General features: G+C 74.3%; 26 protein-coding genes. 10 read left to right on the forward strand and 16 right to left on the reverse strand.

Features of this window, described 5'->3' with window-relative positions; all coding sequences use genetic code 11:
* Positions 1-13 precede the first annotated feature (13 nt).
* The 5 genes from pqqB to PSD17_RS02610 are packed head-to-tail and all read left to right on the forward strand — an operon-like array spanning position 14 to position 3539.
* Positions 14-907: a pyrroloquinoline quinone biosynthesis protein PqqB gene (pqqB, locus tag PSD17_RS02590; protein ID WP_103380560.1), complete on the forward strand. Its 894-nt coding sequence runs from the start codon at positions 14-16 to the stop codon at positions 905-907.
* Positions 908-914: 7 nt separating this feature from the next.
* The gene (gene pqqC, locus PSD17_RS02595) at positions 915-1613 is read left to right on the forward strand and encodes a pyrroloquinoline-quinone synthase PqqC (RefSeq protein ID WP_013672940.1); all 699 of its coding nucleotides are present in this window, start codon (positions 915-917) and stop codon (positions 1611-1613) included.
* Positions 1610-1894 (forward strand): pyrroloquinoline quinone biosynthesis peptide chaperone PqqD, encoded by a 285-nt coding sequence (gene pqqD, locus PSD17_RS02600; RefSeq protein ID WP_339121279.1) that lies wholly within the window; start codon positions 1610-1612, stop codon positions 1892-1894. Before pqqC ends, pqqD begins: the two co-directional genes overlap by 4 nt.
* Entirely contained in the window at positions 1894-2979 is a 1086-nt protein-coding gene (gene pqqE / locus PSD17_RS02605) for a pyrroloquinoline quinone biosynthesis protein PqqE (RefSeq protein WP_013672942.1), read from the forward strand. The genes pqqD and pqqE overlap by 1 nt, the downstream gene beginning before the upstream one ends.
* Positions 2976-3539: a manganese efflux pump MntP gene (locus tag PSD17_RS02610; protein ID WP_013672943.1), complete on the forward strand. Its 564-nt coding sequence runs from the start codon at positions 2976-2978 to the stop codon at positions 3537-3539. Before pqqE ends, PSD17_RS02610 begins: the two co-directional genes overlap by 4 nt.
* Before the next feature lie 17 nt (positions 3540-3556).
* Here the strand turns inward: PSD17_RS02610 and PSD17_RS02615 are convergent, their stop codons facing one another.
* The 5 genes from PSD17_RS02615 to PSD17_RS02635 are packed head-to-tail and all read right to left on the reverse strand — an operon-like array spanning position 3557 to position 6939.
* On the reverse strand, positions 3557-3826 hold the full coding sequence (locus PSD17_RS02615) for a ferredoxin (protein WP_013672944.1): 270 nt from the start codon (positions 3824-3826) through the stop codon (positions 3557-3559).
* Positions 3823-5097, reverse strand: coding sequence for an NADH-ubiquinone oxidoreductase-F iron-sulfur binding region domain-containing protein (locus PSD17_RS02620; RefSeq protein ID WP_013672945.1), 1275 nt, complete (start codon positions 5095-5097; stop codon positions 3823-3825). Before PSD17_RS02620 ends, PSD17_RS02615 begins: the two co-directional genes overlap by 4 nt.
* Positions 5094-5636, reverse strand: coding sequence for a ferric reductase-like transmembrane domain-containing protein (locus PSD17_RS02625; RefSeq protein WP_013672946.1), 543 nt, complete (start codon positions 5634-5636; stop codon positions 5094-5096). Before PSD17_RS02625 ends, PSD17_RS02620 begins: the two co-directional genes overlap by 4 nt.
* Complete coding sequence (locus tag PSD17_RS02630; RefSeq protein ID WP_013672947.1) at positions 5636-6568, reverse strand: FAD:protein FMN transferase; 933 nt, start codon at positions 6566-6568, stop codon at positions 5636-5638. The genes PSD17_RS02625 and PSD17_RS02630 overlap by 1 nt, the downstream gene beginning before the upstream one ends.
* Positions 6565-6939 carry a hypothetical protein gene (locus PSD17_RS02635; RefSeq protein ID WP_158511288.1) on the reverse strand — a complete coding sequence of 125 codons (375 nt, stop codon included), beginning with the start codon at positions 6937-6939 and terminating at the stop codon, positions 6565-6567. Before PSD17_RS02635 ends, PSD17_RS02630 begins: the two co-directional genes overlap by 4 nt.
* A 204-nt stretch (positions 6940-7143) precedes the next feature.
* Here PSD17_RS02635 and PSD17_RS02640 point away from each other — a divergent pair, with 204 nt between their 5' ends.
* The 3 genes from PSD17_RS02640 (at position 7144) to PSD17_RS02650 (ending at position 9668) form a co-directional block, all read left to right on the forward strand.
* On the forward strand, positions 7144-7818 hold the full coding sequence (locus tag PSD17_RS02640) for a response regulator transcription factor (protein WP_233899420.1): 675 nt from the start codon (positions 7144-7146) through the stop codon (positions 7816-7818).
* Complete coding sequence (locus PSD17_RS02645; RefSeq protein WP_013672950.1) at positions 7815-9044, forward strand: sensor histidine kinase; 1230 nt, start codon at positions 7815-7817, stop codon at positions 9042-9044. Before PSD17_RS02640 ends, PSD17_RS02645 begins: the two co-directional genes overlap by 4 nt.
* Before the next feature lie 69 nt (positions 9045-9113).
* Complete coding sequence (locus PSD17_RS02650) at positions 9114-9668, forward strand: DUF2231 domain-containing protein (RefSeq protein ID WP_339121286.1); 555 nt, start codon at positions 9114-9116, stop codon at positions 9666-9668.
* Positions 9669-9848: 180 nt separating this feature from the next.
* Here PSD17_RS02650 and PSD17_RS02655 read toward each other — a convergent pair whose 3' ends face one another.
* From PSD17_RS02655 to PSD17_RS02685, 7 genes are all read right to left on the reverse strand, one after another.
* Positions 9849-10184, reverse strand: coding sequence for a hypothetical protein (locus tag PSD17_RS02655; protein WP_013672952.1), 336 nt, complete (start codon positions 10182-10184; stop codon positions 9849-9851).
* 195 nt (positions 10185-10379) lie between these two features.
* On the reverse strand, positions 10380-12407 hold the full coding sequence (locus tag PSD17_RS02660) for a caspase family protein (protein ID WP_339121288.1): 2028 nt from the start codon (positions 12405-12407) through the stop codon (positions 10380-10382).
* A 4-nt stretch (positions 12408-12411) separates the two neighbouring features.
* A complete protein-coding gene (locus PSD17_RS02665; RefSeq protein WP_339121290.1) occupies positions 12412-12714 on the reverse strand; it encodes a hypothetical protein in 303 nt (100 codons plus the stop codon).
* Between the two features lie 21 nt (positions 12715-12735).
* On the reverse strand, positions 12736-13092 hold the full coding sequence (locus tag PSD17_RS02670; protein WP_339121292.1) for a tail fiber domain-containing protein: 357 nt from the start codon (positions 13090-13092) through the stop codon (positions 12736-12738).
* Positions 13080-13337, reverse strand: a complete 258-nt coding sequence (locus PSD17_RS02675) for a hypothetical protein (RefSeq protein ID WP_339121294.1) — start codon at positions 13335-13337, stop codon at positions 13080-13082. The genes PSD17_RS02670 and PSD17_RS02675 overlap by 13 nt, the downstream gene beginning before the upstream one ends.
* Before the next feature lie 17 nt (positions 13338-13354).
* Complete coding sequence (locus PSD17_RS02680) at positions 13355-13546, reverse strand: hypothetical protein (protein ID WP_339121296.1); 192 nt, start codon at positions 13544-13546, stop codon at positions 13355-13357.
* 25 nt (positions 13547-13571) lie between these two features.
* Positions 13572-15671, reverse strand: coding sequence for a cyanobactin maturation protease PatG family protein (locus tag PSD17_RS02685; RefSeq protein ID WP_339121298.1), 2100 nt, complete (start codon positions 15669-15671; stop codon positions 13572-13574).
* Between the two features lie 346 nt (positions 15672-16017).
* Between PSD17_RS02685 and PSD17_RS02690 the strand changes: the two genes are divergently transcribed.
* Both PSD17_RS02690 and PSD17_RS02695 read left to right on the forward strand, forming a co-directional pair.
* Entirely contained in the window at positions 16018-16731 is a 714-nt protein-coding gene (locus tag PSD17_RS02690) for an AfsR/SARP family transcriptional regulator (RefSeq protein ID WP_339121300.1), read from the forward strand.
* A gap of 35 nt (positions 16732-16766) precedes the next feature.
* Positions 16767-16955, forward strand: a complete 189-nt coding sequence (locus PSD17_RS02695; protein ID WP_339121302.1) for a hypothetical protein — start codon at positions 16767-16769, stop codon at positions 16953-16955.
* Here PSD17_RS02695 and PSD17_RS02700 read toward each other — a convergent pair whose 3' ends face one another.
* From PSD17_RS02700 to PSD17_RS02715, 4 genes are read right to left on the reverse strand one after another with little or no spacing between them, the layout of a single operon-like run.
* Positions 16956-17201, reverse strand: coding sequence for an anti-sigma factor family protein (locus tag PSD17_RS02700; protein ID WP_339121304.1), 246 nt, complete (start codon positions 17199-17201; stop codon positions 16956-16958).
* Positions 17198-17797, reverse strand: a complete 600-nt coding sequence (locus PSD17_RS02705; RefSeq protein WP_339121306.1) for an RNA polymerase sigma factor — start codon at positions 17795-17797, stop codon at positions 17198-17200. The genes PSD17_RS02700 and PSD17_RS02705 overlap by 4 nt, the downstream gene beginning before the upstream one ends.
* Positions 17707-18993 carry a cation:proton antiporter gene (locus PSD17_RS02710; protein ID WP_339121307.1) on the reverse strand — a complete coding sequence of 429 codons (1287 nt, stop codon included), beginning with the start codon at positions 18991-18993 and terminating at the stop codon, positions 17707-17709. Before PSD17_RS02710 ends, PSD17_RS02705 begins: the two co-directional genes overlap by 91 nt.
* 1 nt (position 18994) lies before the next feature.
* Positions 18995-20944, reverse strand: coding sequence for a thiamine pyrophosphate-binding protein (locus PSD17_RS02715; protein ID WP_339121311.1), 1950 nt, complete (start codon positions 20942-20944; stop codon positions 18995-18997).
* Positions 20945-20977 lie beyond the last annotated feature (33 nt).

Consider the following 20977-nt stretch of genomic DNA (forward strand, 5'->3'; position numbering starts at 1 on the left):
GGGGAGGTCCGCGATGTGGCTGCAGGTGCTCGGCTCGGCTGCGGGCGGCGGCTTCCCGCAGTGGAACTGCGGGTGCCCGGGCTGCCGCGCGGTCCGCGACGGCTCGCGACCCGCCCGCCCGCGGACGCAGTCCTGCGTGGCGGTGAGTGCCGACCGGCAGCGCTGGTTCCTGCTCAACGCATCGCCGGACGTCCGCAGCCAGGTCGAGGCGTTCCCGCCCCTGCAACCGCGCGCCGGCCGGGCCACTCCGCTGGGCGCGGTCCTGCTCACCGACGGGGAGCTCGACCACACGTTGGGTTTGCTCCTGCTGCGGGAGGCCGAGCGCCTGGAGGTGCACGCCACCGAGGCCGTCGCCGCGACCCTGCGCGACGGCAGCGGCGTGCTCGCGACGCTGGAGCGTTACTGCGACGTGGACCTCCGGACGGTCGTACCCGGCGTCGACGTGCCGCTCGCCGACGGCCTGACCTACCGCGCCTTCGACGTCCCGACCACCAAGCGGGCGCGCTTCGGCGGCGGTCCGCAGGAGGGCCGGGTCGTCGGCTACCGGCTGACCGACGGGCGCAGCGGCCGGGCGGCCGTCCACCTGCCGGGCATGCAGCGGCTCACCCCCCAGGTGCGCGCGGAGATCGACGGCTGCGCGTGCCTGTTCCTCGACGGCACCTGCTGGGACGACGACGAGCTGATCCGCCTCGGGCTCGCGGCGAAGACGTCGCAGGAGATGGGGCACCTGGCGATCGGCGGTCCCGGCGGGAGCCTGGAGCAGCTGGCCGGGGTGGACGTCGAACGCACGATCTACATCCACATGAACAACACCAACCCCGTCCTGCTCGAGGACTCCGCGCAGCGACGGACGCTCACCGACCGCGGCCTGGACGTGGCCGAGGACGGTCTCGAAGTGAAGGTGTAGGGGGCCCATGACCACGTCGTTGCAGACGTCGCACACCGAGGCGTTCGTCGAGGCGCTGCGCGCGCAGTCGCGTGCCTACCACGACCAGCACCCGTTCCACGTGCGGATGAACGCAGGACTGTTGAGCCGCAACCAGCTGCAGGGCTGGGTGGCCAACCGCTTCTGCTACCAGCTGGCCATCCCGCGCAAGGACGCCGCGATCCTCGCCAACTGCCCGGACGTCGCGGTGCGCAGGCGCTGGATCCGGCGCATCGTCGACCACGACGGCACCGGGCCCGGAGAGGGCGGCATCGAGGCCTGGCTGCGGCTGGGCGAGGCCGTCGGGCTCTCGCGCGAGGACATGCTCGCCGAGACCCTCATCGTGCCGAGCGTGCGGTTCGCCGTCGACGCGTACGTGACCTTCGCGCGCACCCGCCCGTGGGTGGACGCGGTCGCCTCGTCGCTGACCGAGCTGTTCGCCCCCGACCTCATGGCCGAGCGGCTCGCCGCGTTCGAGCGCCACTACCCGTGGATCGACCGCGACGGCCTCGCCTACTTCCGTGCCCGCCTGTACCAGGCGCCGCGCGACTCCGAGCACGCGCTGGAGGTCGTCACCGAGCACTGCCGCACGCCGGAGGACCAGCAGCGCGCCGTGGCCGCACTGGCGTTCAAGTGCGACGTGCTCTGGAGCATCCTGGACGGCATCGACCGGGCGTACCCGGAGTGACCGCCGTGGACGGCGGGGAGGTCGTCGAGGACGTCCGCAGGCCGCGGCTCGCCCCGCACGTCCGGCTGCGGTTCGACGCCGCCCGTGGCCGGCACGTCCTGCTCAGCCCCGAGACCGTCGCGGTGCTCAACGCGACCAGCGCGGACATCCTGCTGCTGTGCGACGGGCGGACCGTCGCCGAGATCGTCGCGGAGCTGCGGGCGCGGTACGACCACGTCGAGGAGGCGGACGTGCGCGAGTTCCTGCGGCAGATGGCCGAGCGACGCTGCGTGGAGGTGTGATGAACCGGCCGTTCGGACTGCTCGCCGAGCTGACCTACCGCTGCCCGCTGTCGTGTGCCTACTGCTCGAACCCGGTCACCCTGGCCGAGTACGGCGACGAGCTGACGACGGCCGAGTGGTGCCGCGTGTTCGAGCAGGCCCAGGAGCTGGGTGTGCTGCAGCTGCACCTGTCGGGCGGGGAGCCCCTGCTGCGCCGCGACGTCGTCGAGCTGGCGGCCACCGCCCGCGAGCTGGGGATGTACTCGAACCTCGTGACGAGCGCGCTCGGACTCGACCGTCGCCGTGCCGAGCGGCTACGCGCAGCGGGCCTCGATCACGTGCAGGTCAGCGTGCAGGCGGACGAGCAGGAGATGTCGGACCGGATCGCCGGCACGCGCTCGTTCGACCGCAAGATCGAGGCGTGCCGGCTCGTGAAGGAGCTGGGCTGGCCGCTCACGCTCAACGTCGTGCTGCACCGACAGAACATCCACCGGGTCGGCGACCTGCTGGCGCTGGCCGAGGAGCTGGACGCCGACCGGATCGAGCTGGCCAACACCCAGTACTACGGGTGGGCCTGGCGCAACCGCGACGCGCTGCTGCCCAGCCGGGCGCAGCTCGCCGAGGCCGAGCCGGTCGTCAGCGCGGCCCGGGCGCGGCTGGCCGGCCGCATGGAGGTCGTGTACGTGCTGCCCGACTACTACAGCCGCTACCCGAAGCCGTGCATGGGCGGCTGGGCCGAACGCCAGCTCACGGTGGCGCCCAACGGCGACGTGCTGCCCTGCCCGGCAGCGCAGTCGCTGCCCCTGCCGCGCGCGAGCGTGCGCGAGGACCCGCTCGAACGGATCTGGACGAGCTCGCCGCTGTTCGAGAGCTACCGGGGCACGGACTGGATGCCCGACCCGTGCCGCGGCTGTGACCGGCGGGAGATCGACTTCGGCGGTTGCCGGTGTCAGGCGTTCCAGCTCACGGGCGACGCGGGGCGCACGGATCCCGTCTGCCACCTCTCACCCGACCACCACCTCGTCGACGAGGCGGTGCGGGTCGCGAACGGGGAGCCGGTGGAGCTGGAGCTCGTGCCGCGGCCGCACCGGGCGGGCGCGTCGTGACCGAGATCAACGCCGACTCGGCGATCAGCATCGCCGTCCTCGCCTTCTTCCTCAGCCTGGACAACTTCCGGTCCGCGATCGCGATCGGGACCGTCCCGTTCGGGATCCGGCGGGCGGTGCAGATCGCACTCGTCTTCGGGCTCTGGGACTTCGTCGCGCCCCTGGTGGGCGGCGAGTTGGGCCACCTCGTCGGCGACGCGATCGGCGACGTCTCCGAGTACGTCGGCCCGGTCGTCCTCGGCGTCTACGGGCTGTACCTGCTCATCGGGGCGCTGCGGAAACCCGAGCCGGAGGAGGTGGACCATCCCTGGGTGACGCTGCTGGGCATGCCGCTCGCGCTGAGCGTCGACAACCTGCTGGCCGGTACGGGTCTGGGTCTGCTCGGCGTCGCGCCCGTCGTCCCGGCGCTGGTGTTCGGCCTCGCCACCGTCGTGATGTCGCTGGCGGGACTGTTCATCGGGCGGCTGGTCGCCCGTGCCATCCCGATCCGCGCGGACCTGCTCTCCGGCATCTCGCTCGTCACCGCCGCCGTGGTGCTGCCGCTCGTGTTCTCTTCCTGACGCACCTGCCCGCATCGTCAGACTCCCGCGGCAGGTGGGGGGTGCCGCGGGGAATCCTGCCGGTCTCGCTGCAGCGCCAGGGTGGGGCAGGCGTCGATCGCCGCCTGGGCGAGTCGCAGCAGCGAGTGCGGAAGCGGGTCGCTCGTCCGCCCGTTCGCGAGTATCGGGTATCCCCACTCGTCCAGCGTGATCACCTCGGGCAGCAGCTGGGCGCAGAGCGCGTGCCCGTCGCAGGCGACGAAGTCGACGCGTAGACGTACGTCCGACACCCGGCGGCGATCGCTCATCGGGCACGGCCCGGCAGGGGGAAGAGTGCCGGTGCGGCCGCACCCGCGCACGGCAGGCCCCGCAGGTGATCGTGCAGGTCGTGCCGAAAGACCCGGAGGGCGCTGCGCACCAGCCGGACGGAGCCGTCCGGATGTGCACAGGCGCCACGGCCGTCGACGGTCCCCAGCCGGCGCTGGAGGCGGGCGTGCGCGTCGGGGGCGCCGGGAGAGCCGTGCACGATCGCCCGCAGGTCCTGGGCGATCGCCGGCAGGCCGAACCGGCACGGTCCGCACTGCCCGGCGGACTCGGCGGCGAGATGGTCGAGCAGGTGGGCGGTCTGACCCAGCCCGCACACGCGGGTGGGCAGCGCGAGCAGCGTCGGGACGCCGAGTGCCGATCCCGCGGACCGCATCGCCTCGTGGGTGAGCGGGGTGGCGAGCGCGTCGATCCCGAGCCACGCGCCGCCGTAGCCGCCGGACAGGATCGCCTGCACGGGCTCGGCCGGACCGCCGGCGAGTTCGAGGACCGCCTGCACGGTCGTGCCGCCGGGAACCTCGTCGACGCCGGGGTCACGGAGTGCGCCACCGGTGGTGACGAGCAGCGTGCCGGGCAGGTCGGACGTCCCGGCGCGGCGGAACCAGTCCGGTCCGTGGTGGGCGATCAGCGCGAGGTGGGCGAGTGTCTCGACGTTGTCGACCAGCGTCGGACGGCCGGCGACGCCGCGCTCGGCGGGTCGCGGCGGCGTGGTCGTCGGCAGCGCGGGCCGGCCCGAGAGGTACCCGACCAGCGCGGACTCCTCGCTCGCGACGTAGCGGCGGGGGACGGTGACCACCCGCGCGGGGACCCGGTCGTCGCGGGTGGCCACCGCGGCCCGCAGATCCCCGAGGCCCGGCTCGCCGGTGTGCACGCAGAGGATGGCGTCGTCGGCTCCGAGGGCGTCCGCGGCGGCGGCGAGCCCGTCGAGCACGAGGTGCGGGGAGTGGTGGAGCAGGACGGCGTCCTTGCGCGAGGCGGGCTCGCCCTCGCACCCGTTGGCGACGACGACCGGGACGCGCCGGCGTGCGCGCACACCCCGCGCGGCGACGGCGCGCAGCTTCACTGCGGTCGGGAACCCCGCCCCGCCGCGCCCTCGCAGCCCGGCCACCTCGACGAGGTCGGCGAGCCCGGCAACGTCGAGCACCGGCAGGGACCCGTGGCGGCGCCGGTGCGCCGCCAGGTCGTCGCGGTCGCCGTCGGCGTACCACGAGGCCAGGAGCCGGTGGGCGTGCGACAGGTCCTGGGCCGTCGTCATCGTGTGGGCTCCCGGGAGTCGTCGGACCAGATCAGCGCCCGCCAGAGCAGCCCGGCGGTGGCCGCCGCGACGCAACCGAGGGTGAGGACGAGGACCCAGCCGGTGGTCGAGTCGGCTCCCCCGATGCCGAGCCCGTGCGCGACGGCGAGCGGCCAGCACGCGTACGCGGTCATGTGGACCGCCTTCCACGCGCGCAGGCCCAGCCGGGCGCGCAGCAGGCTCGTGACGACCAGCGCGGCGAGGAGGTCGAAGGCCACCGCGCCCAGCCCGAGCCAGAACGGCTCGTACGCGGAGGTGAAGGGGAGCACGACGTCGAGCCACCGGATCGGGACGTAGCCGTCGAGTACCGCGGTGGCCACGTGCACCGCGAGGAACACGATCGCGAGCAGCGAGACGTTGCGGTGCAGGCGGCCCAGCGCGAACCGGGGCCAGCGTGTCGTGGCCGCGCGGGCGACCCCGGAGATGCCGAGCAGCAGCGTCGTGGTGAGCAGCACGAGCACGACGAGGCCCGCAGCACGGCTCGCGTACCAGGTCCACATCAGCGTGCGTCGAGATCGGCCGGCCAGCCGCCCAGTACCACGAGCTGCCCGTCGTCGGCGACGAGCCGCGCGGGCAGGTTCGCCTGCGACAGCCAGTGGCAACCCTCGTGCCCCGCCACGATCGCCGCGGTGGCCGCGGTGTTCGCCTCCAGGCACGTCCTGGCGGCGACGCTGACGGTCCGCCAACCGCCCGCGGTCGGAAGGCCCGTCCGTGGGTCGACGATGTGGTGACAGCGGAGGTCGCCGCGCCGCCAGCGTCGGCGGGTCGTCCCCGACGTCGCCAGCCCGCCGGAGGCGATCGCGACCACAGGCCCCGGACCGCGCGCGGCGTGGTCCTCGCCGATCCGGATCCGCCACCCGGTCGCCGGGGGCGGCCCGGCGACGGCCACGTCTCCGCCCAGGCTCACCAGCACTCCGCAGCCGGTGCGGTCCGCGATCGCCGCCGCGGACCGGTCGGCGGCGAGTGCCTTCGCCGTCGAGCCGAGGTCGATGCCGGTCCCGCGGGGGACCAGCACGGTCCGGTCGGTGACGTTCCAGCCGACCCGCCACCAACCCGGTGCGGGCACCGGGGCGGCGGCGGTGTCGGAGTCGGCCACGTCGGCGATGTCGCGGTCGTAGCCGAGGGCATCCATGCAGGTCCCGACCGTCGGATCCAGCAGGCCGTCGGTGAGCGACGCGGCCCGTAGCGCCGCGTCGAGGTGCAGGGCGAGGGTGTCGCCGACGGGGACCGCCGTCCCGGCCCGCCGCTCGACCCCGCGGATCTCGGAGTCGACCCGGAACCGGGAGCAGGACCGGTCGAGCTCGTCGAGCTCCGCGCGCAGCATCGCGACCGCCGTGCGGAGTGCGGCCCCGTCGGTCACGACGACCGTGGCGGTCGTGCCGATCGCGGGGAAGGACTCCGAGACCTCCGGCCCGACGACGGTGGCGGTCACGACGCACCCGACGAGACGTGATGTCCGCCCTGCGGCGCGACGGGGACCACCGGCGTCGCCGGCGCCTGCAGTCCCTGTCGGCCCGACGAGTGGTGCGACCGGTTCGGGACGGCGGGGTTCGTGCCCGGCGGGTCCGCCGCGGCCGGGCCGCCCTCGCCTGGGCCACCGTCATCGTCCGGGACCTGCCCGGTCAGAGCGGGCGGGGCAGTGGTCGCGGTGTCGGTGGTGGCCGCGGCCGGGGCCTGCGAGAACACGACCGCTGCCAGCGCCGTCGCCGCGATGCCGCCGACCGCGATCCAGCCGGTCGCGGTGGAAGCCCGTTGCAGGGCGCGGTCGCGGGCGGCGGCGCGTCCCCGTTGCGAATCCGTCACGGCACCCACTCAACCCCCGCGTTCTTGGAGATTCCTGGGGAGTGGGACACCCACGTGGAGCAGCGCGGACAAATCGTCCCGCGGCGGGTGGTGTCGGGGCACGGCGTTGCGCCGTTCGTCATGATGGCGTCCATGAACGCGCCGTCCGGATCCGCCGTCCCGGGGTCCGCGCACCCCGGGGCACCCGTGACCGCGCGACCGCGGGTGCTGCTCGTGGAGGACGAGGGTGAGCTGGCCGCGATGCTGGCCGGGTTGTTCCGCGAGGAGGGCTACCTCGTCGACGTCGCCGCCGACGGGCACACCGGACTGCACTACGGGCTGACCCGCAGCTACGACGTCGCGGTGCTCGACCGGGGACTGCCCGCCCTCGAGGGGCTCGACCTGCTGGGCCGGCTGCGGCGCAGCGGGGTGACGACGCCGGTGCTCGTCCTCTCGGCCCTGGGCAATCCGGCCGACCGGGTCGCGGGGCTGGACGCGGGCGCCGAGGACTACCTCACGAAACCCTTCGACATCGACGAGCTGCTGGCCCGCCTGCGCGCGCTGCGCCGTCGGCATCTCGACGCGGCACGGGTGCTCCCGATCGGCGAGGCCCGGCTCGACCTGGACGCGCGCGACGTCGTCGTCGGTGGGAGCCGGGTCGCGCTGTCGGAACGCGAGTGCGCCCTGCTCGCGACGCTGGCCTCGCGGCCGCGTCAGGTGTTCGGTCGCGACGACCTGCTCGCGCTGGCGTTCCCCGAGGCCGAGAACCCCGTCGTCGTCGACACCTACGTGCACTACCTGCGGCGCAAGCTCGGGCGCGGCGTCGTCGAGACGGTGCGCGGGCGCGGCTACCGGGTCGGCGTCCCGGCCGCTCCCGGCGTCGACGGACCGGTGGGATGAGGCCCCGGCCGGCGGGGGAGGCCCTGCTGGCGCGACGGGCCGCGGTCCGGCTCGGCGTGCAGGCCGCCGTCATCGCCGGGCTGATCGTCGTCGCGCTGACGGCGGTCGCGGTCGTCGTGCTGCTCGGTGCGCAACGCGCGCAGGTCGCCACCCAGCTGCAGCGGGCGATCGTCAGGGCCGACGACGTCGCCGACCCGCCCGACGGGATGTACCTCGTCCTGCGCGACCGGACCGGAGCGGTCACCGTCACCCCGGGCCTGCACGCCGGCGTCGCCGATCTCGGAGCCGTCGCCGACGCGGCCGCGGGCGGCTCCCCGCCGACCGTCGAACGCAGCGTCGACCACGTCCAGTACGAGGTCGCCACCGAGCTGCGCAGCGACGGGACCACCGTGCAGGCGATCCTCGACCTGACCGTCAACCACGCCGAGCGGAACCGGCTGCTCGCCACCATGTTCGCGACCGGCCTCGCGGGCCTGCTCGTGGCGGGCGCGGCGGGGACCTGGCTGGGCCACCGGGCACTCGCGCCGTTGTCGGCCGCGCTGTCGTTGCAGCGGCGGTTCGTCGCCGACGCCGGCCACGAGCTCCGCACGCCGCTGACCTTGCTGGGCACCCGGGCGCAGCTGCTGCGCCGGCGGCTGCGTCGCGATCCCGGCGCCGACCCCGAGGTGGTCGCCGAGGTCGAAGGGGTCGTGACCGACGCCGGCCGGCTGACCGCGATCCTCGAGGACCTGCTGCTCGCCGCCGACCCGGTCGGCGCCCGGCCCCGCGAGGTCGTCGACCTGACCGACCTGTGCCGCGACGTGGTGGCCGCCGCCGAGGCCGACGCCACCGACCGTGGGATCGATCTCGGACTCGACGTGGGTGACCCCGTGCACACGACGGGGTCGGCCGCCGCACTCCGCCGCGCGCTCACCGCGCTCGCGGACAACGCGGTGCGCCACGCCGCGCGGGTCGTGACCATGACCGTCCGGGTCGAGGGGCACACCGCGGTCGTCGACGTCACCGACGACGGCGAGGGCGTCGACCCGGCTCTGGCGCCGCGGCTCTTCGACCGGTTCGCGACGACGTCGCGGCCCGGCGAGGCCGGCAGGCGCCGCTACGGCCTCGGGCTGGCCCTGGTCGCCGAGATCGCGGCGGCGCACGACGGGCGCGTCGCGCTCGTCGACACCGCGGGCCGGGGCGCGACGTTCCGGCTCACCCTGCCCGTGGCTCCAAGGAACCTCTGAGAATTCGCCGCCACGATCGACGTCGTCTCGTGACCGCCGTTGTGGAAGGCCGCGCCGTTGCCCACGTTCATGTTCGGACTCCCCCTGCATCCGCTGGTGGTGCACGCGGTGGTGGTGCTGGTGCCGGCCGCCGTCATCGGCTCGGTGCTCGTCGCGGCGTGGCCCCGGATCCGGCCGCGGTGGGGGTGGCCGGTGGTCGCCCTGACGGCCCTCGCGACGCTGGCGATCCCGGTCGCCACCAGCACCGGGGAGAGCCTCGAGCACAACCTCCCGCGCACGGCGGCGATGGAGACCCACACGCAGCTCGGTGACGAGCTGCTGGTCTTCGTCGCCCCGCTGCTGCTGTTCGTCGCGGGGCTCGTCCTGCTCGACCACCTGCGCCGCCGGACGACGGACCGCGACACCGCGACCGCCCGGCACGCCGGACCGGGCACGATGGCCGCGCCCCGCATCCGCGACGGGCAGGCGCGCGTCGGGGTCGTCGTCCTCGCGGTGCTCGTCGTCGTGTTCGCGGTGGTGTCGGCCGTGCAGGTCGTGCGCATCGGCGACAGCGGTGCGCGCGCGGCCTGGGGCGGCGTGCAGTACGCGCCCCAGCCGCGGCACCTCGATCGACCGGCCGGCTGACCCGGTCGCGGAGCCGTCGGCCGGGCTCCGGCGCCACGCTGCCCCGCTCGCCCGGGCACGCCCTGACCCCGGGCGCAACCCCACTGCTCCGGATCGGGCCGGCGCCGACCGTGGGGTTGCGCCCGGCTCCGACGTCCGCGGCGAGCCGCGTCGCACGTCGGAGCAGACGAGGCCGTGGCGTCAGCAGTGCCGCAGGTCGGGGGTGCTGACACTGATCGCGTCGCGGTGCACGAACCCGGTCGAGCCCTGCGGGTCGGGAGTCAGGCTGATCCGGAACCAGTTGTGGTTGCCGTCGACGGTCTGCCCCTCGGTGAAGCAGAGCGCGGTGACCTGCTGCCCGGGCTTGAGGTTGGTGAAGATCGGCGCGGACCGGTTGTCGGCGTGCTGGTAGGCCGTCGCGGGTGCCTTGATGTAGGCGGGATGCCCCGCCTCCGCGGCAGCCGCGGTCCCGGCGAACCCGACGAGGCCTGCCACGGCGACCGCGGCTCCGACGGCCGCGAGAAGACTGGTGCGCATTTGGTTGCCCTCCGTTTCGATGGTCGGCGCCGGGATTCCGGCGCAGGACCACCATGTCGCGAACCCGGCGTCCGCGATGTCGGGCGAGCGACGGAGCGCGTGGGGGAGGGCGGCGTCGGTCGATCGGCCGGGCCCCGGGTCCGCCGGTCCGCCGACGGCACAGGAGCACTGGGCGCTGCGCCGGGGCGACAGCGGTCAGTCGAGCAGGTCGGCGACGGCACGCAGCACGGTCGCCGCGCGTGACCCGGTGCCGCGGTCGGCCGTGCCGTCCGGTGCTGGTTCCGGGGTGCCGCGGGGGGCGAGCAACGGTCGGGACGCCGCCGACGGGGCACTGTCGAGGAACGGCGTCTGCCGCGGGTTGCGTCCGAAAGCCGCGAGGACCTGCTCCTGGAACTGCTGGTTCGTGCCCTGGGCGGTGTCCAGCAGCGGCACGGCGATGCGCGAGTAGTCCCCGCGACCACCGGTCTCGAACGCCAGCTCGCTCTGCAGGCAGGCGCTGAAGGTGATCTCCCGCATCGCCTCCGTGCCCCTGGTCGACCGGCCGGCCGGGGTGGCGCCCGTGCGCTGGCGGAACGCGCGGTGCGCCGCCTCCAGCGCGGCGTCGGCGAGGATGAACCGCGGCCTGCCGGGTTCCGGCGGTGGCTCGTCGACGTGCCGGAGGTAGGCCCGGCGCGTCGCGGTGGCCGAGTGGCAGCAGTCCAGGAAGCAGGTCAGGTTCACCTGGTCCGGGAGGTCGGCGAAGAGGGCGCGGAGGTCGTCGTCGACCAGCAGCGCGCCGGAGGCGAAGTCCACCGGGCACAGGGCCTGGTCGAAGAGTTCGTCCCCGTCGACGTCCGCGACCGTCGTGCCGTGTCCGGCGTACTGGAACACGATCACGTCGCCGGGCTCCGCGGACCCGACAAGCCCACCGAGCCGGTCCACGATCGCCTGCCGGGTGGCCGCGCCGTCGAGCAGCGTCTCGGTCTCGAACCCGCGCCGGACCAGCGCCGCCGCCCACGACTCGGCGTCCGCGACGCAGCCCGACAGCGTGTTCGGGTCGGGGTAGGCGTTGATCCCCACGCACAACGCGCGTCGGGCGCCCGTCCGCGCACCGGGAGCGGCAGCCGTGGTCGCGCCGACGACCGTCACACCCGCAGGACCGGCGAGGACGTCCGGCGCGCGCTCTCCGGCCCGGGCGACCGGGTAGGGCTGTGCGAGCCTGCCGGTGATCCGCCGGACGATGCCCTCCATGGTCGCGGGGTCGTCGTCGAACCCACCGTGGGTCGTCGACGTGCTCGCCGCCTCCGGCGGAGTGCCCGGTGCGGTCGGGGCCCAGACGTGCCGGACGTCGGCGGGTCCGCCCGGACCGAACAGCGACCAGAGCCAGGGATCGGCGTGCACGCTCTCCTCGAGACCGAGGATCGGGGTGAGCTCCTCGTCCTCCAGCGCCGCGCGGATCAGCAGGAGCAGCGAGTCGTGGTAGACGGTGAAGGAGCCGACCGCGCACACGTCCGCCCGCTCGTGGTCGCGGTCCATCGTGATCAGCGCGAGCTCCGCGACGCCGTGGCCGACGAGAGGTGCGAGGCCGGCGTGGAAGGCGTCGACGCGCAGGGCGGGGGCGAGCAGGGACAGCGAGTCGAAGGCGGCGCCCTCGGCCACCGCGACGGGCACGAAGTGCCGGTGCAGGATCGCGCCGGCGCTGTGTCCCACGGCGTGCAGCCGCACGGCGCCGGGGTGGTCGCGCACGAACGCCCCGAGCGCCTGCGCGACCAGCCGGGCCCCGCCGTCCGGTGCCGACGCCCGTTCCGCGCTGCTCTTCATCGAGCCCCAGACGGCCCGGCCGCCGAGGTGGCGCACCGTCCACTCGACGAGCCGGTCCGTGACGGCGTCGAGCCCCCGGCCCCCGACGAACGAGCCCAGCAGCTGGTGGAGCGCGTCGGAGAACCCCGCCTCCCAGGCGAAGAAGATCGGGTAGACGCCGTTGTCGAGCCACCACCGGACCTGTCGCTCGGCGATCCGGAGCCCCGACGCCTCGTCGACCAGCCCGCCGTGCGCCCACAGGACGACGGGCACGTCGGCGCGGCCGTCGACGAAGGCAGGCAGGTGCTCGGCGAAGATCCGGTCGACGTCCTGGGCGGAGGTCGTGGCGAGCCCGGAGTCCGACAGCGTTCCGCGGGTCAGGTTCACCAGGTGCGGCCGCAGGCCGGTGAGCTGCGCGGGCGTGACGAGGTCGCGGTCGTCCACGGTGCTACCAGCCCGGGAACAGGGCCTGCGGGCGGACCAGGATGGGGCTCGGGTCACCGGGCGCGCCCAGGAACCGGGACCCGACGTCGACCTCGACGAACTTCTCGAGGGGACCGACGTCGCGGGCGCCGCGTGCCTCACGGGCCCGCCGCACCGCGACGAGCATGCTCTGGATCTGGTGCTGGTCGAGGTGCGCGGTCTCCGCCGCCGCTGCCGCCGCCTCGGCCGGGATCCCGATCCTCAGATGGGTGAACTCGTAAGGCGTGGCGCGGTCGATGACGGTGAGATCGGGCAGGACGAGCGTCATGGGAGTCCACTCCTTCGTCGGTCAGTGCTCGACCGCGGCCAGCCGTGCACGCAGCTCCGCGACCTCCGCCTGCAGCTCGCGGACCAGCCGGTCCAGGGCCTGGATGGACACCAGGCACACGCCGGCCGCGTCGACCACCGCGATGGTGCGGTCGTTCTCGCCGAGCCCGAACGTCGCGGCCCAGTCCTGGGCCATCGGCCCGAGGTGGCGTACCTCCCGGCCCTGCCACCGGTAGCGCCAGGTGCTGACGGGCAGGCCCGCGACCTGCTCGAGGATCCGGAACCCGTTGACCGGCTCGGCCCCACCGGCCGGCCCGTACCCGGGACGGTCGGCGGGGTCGGGTGCGGCCGGCGGGGCCGGCGATGTCAGCGGGTCCACACCACCGGGGTGATGTCGGTCTTGAGGGTGCGGTCGCTGAGGAAGCCGCCGATGGTCGTCGCGATCGGCGCGGCGGTCTTGACGACGTCCCCGACGGTCTTCACGACGTCGAACACCTTGTCGAAGTCGATGCCGAACAGGTCGGCCTCCACCCCGCCGTCCGCGGTCATCGCGGCGCCGGGCAGCTGGCTGCGGTCGATGGGCATCGCCTGCATCGGCAGGCTCAGCGTCGGTGTGTCGATCATGGCACTCTCCCTCGTTGTCAGAAATAGACGCCGTACTGGCTCGCGTAGCACAGCTCGCGGGCCATGCCGGTCAGGTCGCCGCAGCCTGCGGCCACCACGCCGTCGGTCCCCTGAGCGGCTCCCTCCCGGGGTTCGTCCCGCTCGACCGGCCGGACCTGGGGCGGTAGCCGCAGGACGGGCTCGGTCGACGGGGTGGTCGTATCGCTCATGCATCCCTCCTCATCACGCCCGGTCTCAGCGACCGAGGAACCGGTGCGGCGGTGCCAGGCTCACCGGGAGCTCGGCACTGACGTCGATCGTGAACAGCCACGAGACCCGGGCGCGCCGCTCGTCGACGGGGTCGAAGAACGTGATGACGACGTCCCAGCAGTCGGAGTCCATCCGGCAGTACGGGCTCTTGGCCACACTGATCGTGTCCAGCGCGAACAACCCGCGGTCCGGTCCGGGCACGTACTCGCCGGAGAGGAAGCCCTGTTGGATCTCGCTGCCGAACAGGAACGCGTTGGTGCCGGCGAAGTTGAGCGCACGGTCCTGCGGGCTCTGCCCGGTGTTGCGGAACTGGTAGTAGATCTTGTCGAGGAACGCACGGACGTTGCGCTCGTTCGTCGTCCGGTCGAACCCGGCGTTCGCGCCGTCCTGCCCTGCCATCTCCTCCACCTGGTCGACGACGGCCTGGACGAGGCGGGCCTCGTTCCACGTGTACAGCCCGCGGGCGCTGACCCGCACCACCGGGACGATCTGCCCGGAGAACAGGCGCACGGTGCGCCCGGTGAGCCGGCCGGGGATCGACACCCGCGACACGAAACTGTCGATCGTGTCCGGGTCCGCCGGGTTGAGGACCTGCCCGACGACGGCGTCCCGGAACACCTTGTACACATAGGACACCGGTGGATGGGCGCCGAAGCCCGACAGGATCGTCGCCAGGTCCTTCGGGTTGCCGACGACGTCCTCGAGCTCGGGCTTGTTCGCGTCCGGCGAGGTGAAGGGCTCCCACGTCATGCCGACAGGGTTCTCGGCCTCCAGCGCGTAGATCGGGGTGCGGTCGAGGTTGAGCGTCCAGGTGAGCTTGTCCGACGCCCAGGGGTTCTCCGCGAGGTACCGCGCCAGGTGACGCGGGTCGTACGGGTTGGGTTGGGCCATGATCGGCACGCCGTTGTCGCGGCCGATCTCGAACTCCTTCATCTGCTGCCGGAAACCGTCCCGCTCCGCCTCGGTGCGGAAGTCGTAGCCGACCGCCCCGAGGGCGTAGACCAGAGCGCCCCCGCCCGCTCCGCCGCCCTCCCCGCCGCAGCCGCAGCCGGAGGCCGGGCGGACCTCGCTCGGTCGGACGGCCGGGGGTTCGGGCGGGCAGCTGCACTCGCCGGCGGCCTCGACGCCCACCGTCGGCTCGGGTGGCGCCTGCTCCCCAGGGCTCTGCTCGGGCATCGTCGTCACGGCATCGGGACTGTCCACGGCCGTTCCACCTTCCTGAAGGACGAGTTCGGAGGCCCGCGGGACGTCGAGGGTGCCGCTGAGGAACCGGCGGCAGCCCGGGTCGTCGGCGGGCAGGCAGGGAGCCGCGCCCGCGAGGATCGCCGCGCTCACCGCCCGGGGATCGCCCGCGCGCCCCGCGGCCCGGCGCGCGCTCGAGAGCAGCGCGGCCACCCCGGACACGATCGGTGTCGCGAAGCTGCTGCCGGTGAGCGCGGCCGTGCCGCCGCCGGGCCGGGCCCCCTCGATCGCCCGGCCCGGTGCGAGGACGCCGTGCGACCGGTAGGTCTCACCCCAGTTGCTGCTGTCCAGGGGCTGCCCGTCGGCGCCGCAGGCACCGACGGCCAGCGTGGTGTCGACCGAGGCGGGGACCTGCAGGCAGTCGCACCCGTCGTTGCCGACGGCGGCCACCACGAGGACGCCGTCGTCGGCGCACCGGCGCAGGGTCCGGGCCAGCAGGTCCTGGGCCTCACCCGCCGGGGCCCGCTCGCCACCGCTGATGTTGATGATGTCCGCGCCCGCGTCGAGCGCCTGGTCGATCGCCCGGGCGAGGTCGAGCTGCGAGCATCGCTCGCCGTCCCGGAACACGGGGGCGACCAGGCCCCGGCACCGCGGTGCGATCCCGGGGACGGGGCCGTCCGGCTGTCCGAACAACAGGCTCGCCACGTGGGTCCCGTGCAGCGCCATCACGCTGTCGTCCGCGACGTTCGGCACGAGCGTCTCGAGCGCGGTCAGGTCCGCACCCGCGAAGCAGGGATGGGCGAGGTCGACCGGTCCGTCCAGCACGGCGACGCAGACCTCGGGGTCGCCGAGGGTGACGCCCTGGAGCTCCCGCAGTCCTGGCACCAGGTCACGGACGTCCATCCACGTCACCCCCTTGGCTCGCACCCGAGGGCGGGAGCCTCCCCCACCCGCGTCACCAGGCCGTCGTCCGTCCGTCGGTGCCGTGTGGCCGGGCCGTCGGCGTCGGATGCGTCCGGCCACGGCCGCAGGTGCGGTGCGACGGCGATCGCGGCCGTTCGGGGCCGTCGTTGACAGGGTGAGGATGGGCCGGTGACGGAGCCGTGACAGCGTGTGCCCGGTTCAGCGGTTCTCCCGCGGCGGGACAGGGTGCTCAAATCGACGACACACGACATACGCACCTGGGGAAGACGGGGAATCAGGACCGGGGGAGGTGGGCCCTCGCTCGCCCCGTGGGGGGGAACTGATCGTGTCCGACTTCGCGTGTCTCGGGTTGCTCGGCGGTTTCGACTGCACCGTCGGTGACCAACGGTACTCGTTACCGCTCGGAACCCAGCGGCTACTCGCACTGCTCGCCCTGCAGGAGGGCGGCACGCACAGGTCAACGGCGGCCGAGCTCCTCTGGCCGGACAGTTCGGTCGCCCGCGCGGCGGGCAACCTCCGCTCGGCGCTGTGGCGCGGTCGGCAGCTCGGCGACGTCCCGCTGGTGGAGAACGTCGGGCCCCGCCTGCGCCTGACGCGCGACGTCCACGTGGACGTGCGCCGGACCCACACGGGCGTCGCCCGGGCCCTGCGGGGTGAGAGCACGCCGGACGACCCGCACTTCGGCGCGCTCGTGGTGGCGCTGAGCCTGGAGCTGCTCCCGAGCTGGTGCGACGAGTGGCTGCTGCTCGAGCGTGAACGCTGGGACCAGGTGCGGGTGCACGCCCTGGAGGGCATCGCGGAGCTGCTCCTCGCCGAGGCGCGGTACCTGGAGGCGATGCAGACCGCGCTCGCCGCCGTCGCGGTGGAGCCGATCCGCGAGACCGCGCACCGCATCGTGATCGAGGTGCACCTCGCGGAGGGGAACGCGGCGTCGGCGCTGCGGCACTACCACAAGTACCGGACGCAGCTGCACCGCGAGCTCGGGGTGGCGCCGTCCGCGCGGCTCGCCCGGCTCGCGAGCACGCTGCTTCCTTCATAGACGCCCGGGAGACGACCGCGCACGAGCATGGCGCGATGGCGCGGCGTGGCGCGGACACGGCCGTCTTCCTCGTCCGGGTGTGGTGGGAGGACGGCGATTTCCGCGCGCGGATCACCCACGACGTCGGCGACGGCGTCGTCACCCGGCTCGTGACCGCCGACCCGGACGAGGTCGTCGGGGAGCTCAGGGCCTGGCTGGAGGAGGTCTGCTCGCCGTCGTCGTAGTCAGGCGAACCGGTCCCGGAAGGCGGCGAGCAGCTCGTCGTAGGCCTCGTCGGGAAGCGTCTCGACCGGAACCGAGCCGAGCGCCGCGATCGTGGCCCGCATCTGCGCCACGTAGACCCGGCACGGCGGGCAGATCTCGAGATGGGCCTCGACGGCGGCAACCTCGTCGGGGGGCAGCGCACCTTCGAGGTAGTCGGTGAGCAGCTCCACCAGCTCGACGCAGGCGATGTCGCGCGGGGTCGTCATGCGAGCACCCCTTCGAGCGCGGCACGCAGCCTGGCCCGGCCGCGGTGGAGCAGGACACGCTGGTTGGCCGCGGTGAGGTCCAGCAGCTCGCACACCTCCTCGCCGTCGAAACCGTGGACGTCGCGCAGCTCGACCACGGCACGCTGGCGCTCGGGGAGCTCGGTGAGCGCCTTGCCCAGCGCAGCACGGAACTCGGCGGCGAGCACCTCGGGCTCCGGTCCCCAGTCGACGGGCGCGGCGTCGTCGCGCCAGTGGCCGGGGTAGGGATCGTCGTCGTCCCGGAACCTGCGCGGGTCCACCGTCGGCCCCATCAGCTCGGCGTTGGCCCGCTCGTCGGCCCGGCCGCGCCGCCGGGCCACGTTGACGAGGATGCGGAACACCCAGGTCCGCAGCTGGGAGCGACCCTCGAAGCCGTCGAGCGAACGGACCACGCCGAGCCAGGCCTCCTGGACCACCTCCTCGGCCGAGGAGTGCGTGTGGACGTAGGACCGGGCCACCCGGAGCATCACCGGGGACCACTGCCGGACGACGGCCGCGAACGCGTCCCGGTCGCCGGCCCGGAGCCGGGCGACCAGCTGCGGATCCTCGGCCTCCACGCCCAGAGAGTAACGCGGGTCACACTCGGGGCCGTCGCCGGTTTCGCGAGCACGGCCAGCGCCGCCACCGGGAACACCAGGACCGACACGACGCCCGCGGTGATCAGCCCGGCACCGACGGCCGGATCGAGCAGCCCCATCTGTTCCCCGATCTCGACGACGGCGAGCAGGAACGGCAACGACGTCGCCTGCAGCAGCCCGACGGCGAACAGCTCGCGGCGGCTCAGGTCACGCCGGAACGCGACCGCCGGGACGCCCCGGACCAGCAGCAACGCCAGCAGGAACGCCGGCACGGTGGCCAGCGCCGCCGGGTGCTCGACCAGCCCGGCGACGTCGAGCGTCAGCCCGCTCGTGACGAAGAAGATCGGCACCAGCAGCCCGTAGCCGATCGCCTCCAGCTTGACGGGGTAGAGCGGGTGCGTCCGTCGCGGGTCGGGGTCCAGCGCGCGCACGAGCATCCCGGCCAGGAACGCGCCGAGGATCGCCTCGAAGCCCAGTGCCTGCGCGGCGAGGGCGAGGCCGGCCACGAGGAGCACCGTGAGCCGGACCCGGATCTGCGCGCTGGTGTCGGCGAGCCGGGCGATCACGGCGCTGAGCCGGGCCGAGTGCTCGGCGCCGAGCACCGCCAGCCCGATCACGCCGAGCGCGCCGAGCAGCAGCGCCAGCAGGAGCAACCGGCCGGCCAGCGGGGTGTCGCCACCGGCGAGCCCCACCGAGAGCAGGACGACCGCCACGACCTCGCCCGCCGACGCGCCCGCGATGGTCAGCCGGCCCACCGGGCGGCCGAGCGCTCCGGCGTCGGACAGCACCGGCACCACGAGCCCGAGCGAGGTCGCCAGGAACGCCACCCCGATCAGCGGTGCGCCGCCGACGCCCAGCGCGAGCAGCACCGCCACGACGATTCCCGCGCCGGCCAGGGACAGTACGACCGACACGGCGACCTGCCGGCCCAGGCTGCCGCGGAACCGGCGCAGGTCGACCTCGGACCCGGCGAGGAACAGCAGGAACGACAGGCCCAGCAGCGCGAACGCGCGGATCGTCTCGTCCGGGGTGACCCAGCCGAGCACCGACGGTCCGATCAGCACCCCGGCGACGATCTCCAGCAGGGCGCCCGGCAGCCGCACCGCCGGGAACAGCCCGAGCAGCAGCGGCACCCCCGCCGCCACCGCGAGTACGACGACCAGCCCCGCGGACACGTCACACCAGCTCCGCGTCGGCGTGGACGTGCAGCAGGGCGGGCCCGTCGGCGGCGAAGAGCGCCTTCATCGCCTCGTCGAGCTCGTCGGCCCGGTGCACCGGGATGCCGGTCGCGCCGCACAGCTCGGCGTAGCCCGCGAAGTCGGGGTTGACCAGCGACGTCTGCCAGACGGGGTAGCTGCCGGCCAGCTGCTCCTTGCTGATCTTGCCGAGGGCCCCGTTGTCGAGCAGGACGTGCTTCACGGGGATGCCGTACTTGACCGCGGTGGTCACCTCGGCGAGGTACTGGCCGAAGCCGCCGTCGCCGGTCACGGCGACCACCGGCCGGGACGGGTCGGCGGCCCACGCGCCCAGCGCGGCGGGATAGCCGAAGCCGATGGAGCCCAGGTAGCCCGACATGAGCACCGGCTGGCCCGCGCTCTCGAAGTAGCGGCCGAACGAGTACGCGTGGTTGCCGACGTCGACCGTGATCGTGGCGTCGACCGGACAGTGCGCGGACAGCGCGGCGAACACCGCGGCACTGGAGACGCCGCGACCGCGGTCGTCGACCGCGCGGCGGCGCTTCTCCGCGCGCCAGATCGCCCACCGCGCGGCGACGTCGGCGCGCTGGTCCGTCGCGGCGGCGGACCCGCCGTCGAGCCGGGCGAGCAGGGCCCGCAGCGTGACGGCGGCGTCGCCGAGCAGCCCGACGTCGGAGCCGTGGAAGCGGCCGATCGCCGACGGGGTGTCGTCGACCTGCACGATCGGCTTGTAGGTGGCGATCCCGGTGTGGTTGGCGAACGAGGCCCCCACGACGAGCAGCAGGTCCGACTCGTTCATCAGCCAGGACGCGACCGGCGTGCCGGAGCGGCCGAGCACGCCCGCGCCGAGCGGGTGCGTGTCGGGCAGCAGACCCTTGGCCCGGAACGTCGTGAGCACCGGGGCGCCGAGACGCTCGGCGAGCTCGCGCACCTCGGTGGCCGCGACCCGCGCGCCCTGACCCACGATGATCACCGGCCGGCGTGCGGCGCGGACCCGGCTCGCGGCCGCGTCCATCGACGCGGGCGACGGCGCGATCCCCAGGTCGGCGCGACGTCCCCGCGGCGATCCCGCCGGGGCGTCGCTGGGCAGGTCCTGCACCTCGTCGGGGAGCACCAGATGCGCGACGCCGCGGCCGTCCAGCGCGTGCTTGACGGCCGTCGCGGCCAGCTCGGCGTGGTCGGAACCGGCCGTCACCGTGACCGTCGAGAGCGCGACGTCGCCGAACACCGCCGACAGGTCGACGTCCTGGAACGCGCCCCGGCCGCGGACCTTGGAGGGCACCTGGCCCGAGATCGCGAGCACCGGCGCGCCGTCGAGCCGGGCGTCGTAGAGCCCGGTCAGCAGGTTGGTCGAGCCCGGCCCCGCGATCGCGAAGCACGCGGCAGGCCGTCCGGTCAGCTTCCCGTAGGCCGACGCGGCGAACGCGGCCGCGCCCTCGTGCCGGATGCCGACGTAGCGCAGCTCGCCGCGGTCCTCGGCGCGCCGCAGCGCCTCGGCGAACCCGAGGTTGGAGTGCCCGACCATGCCGAAGACGGTGTCGACCCCCCAGGCCACCAGCGTCTCCACCAGCACGTCGGACACGCTGCGCGGGCGCTCGACGACGTCGGGCAGCGCGACGTAGGTGCCCTCGGCCCGCTCCTCGACGGGGAACGCCCGCGGCGCGTCGGAGAAGCCCTCCGGCGGCGTGCCCGTCAGCGGGTCGTAGTCGTAGCCGTGCCACGGGCAGCGCAGCAGCCCGTTCTCGATCGAGCCCTCGCCGAGCGGGCCGCCCTGGTGCGGGCAGTGGTTGTCGAGCGCGCCGACGTGCCCGCCGCAGCGGGACACGGCGATGCTGCGGCCGTCGACGATCGCGGTGTGCACCCGGCCCTCGTCGGGGACGTCGTCGATGCGATGCCAACCGGTGCTGATGGCTCTACCTTCCCTTCGCACGGTGGTTCCCGGCAGGGAGCGCTTTCGGTGCTC

Source organism: Pseudonocardia sp. D17 (assembly GCF_036984265.1).
GTDB lineage: Bacteria > Actinomycetota > Actinomycetes > Mycobacteriales > Pseudonocardiaceae > Pseudonocardia > Pseudonocardia benzenivorans.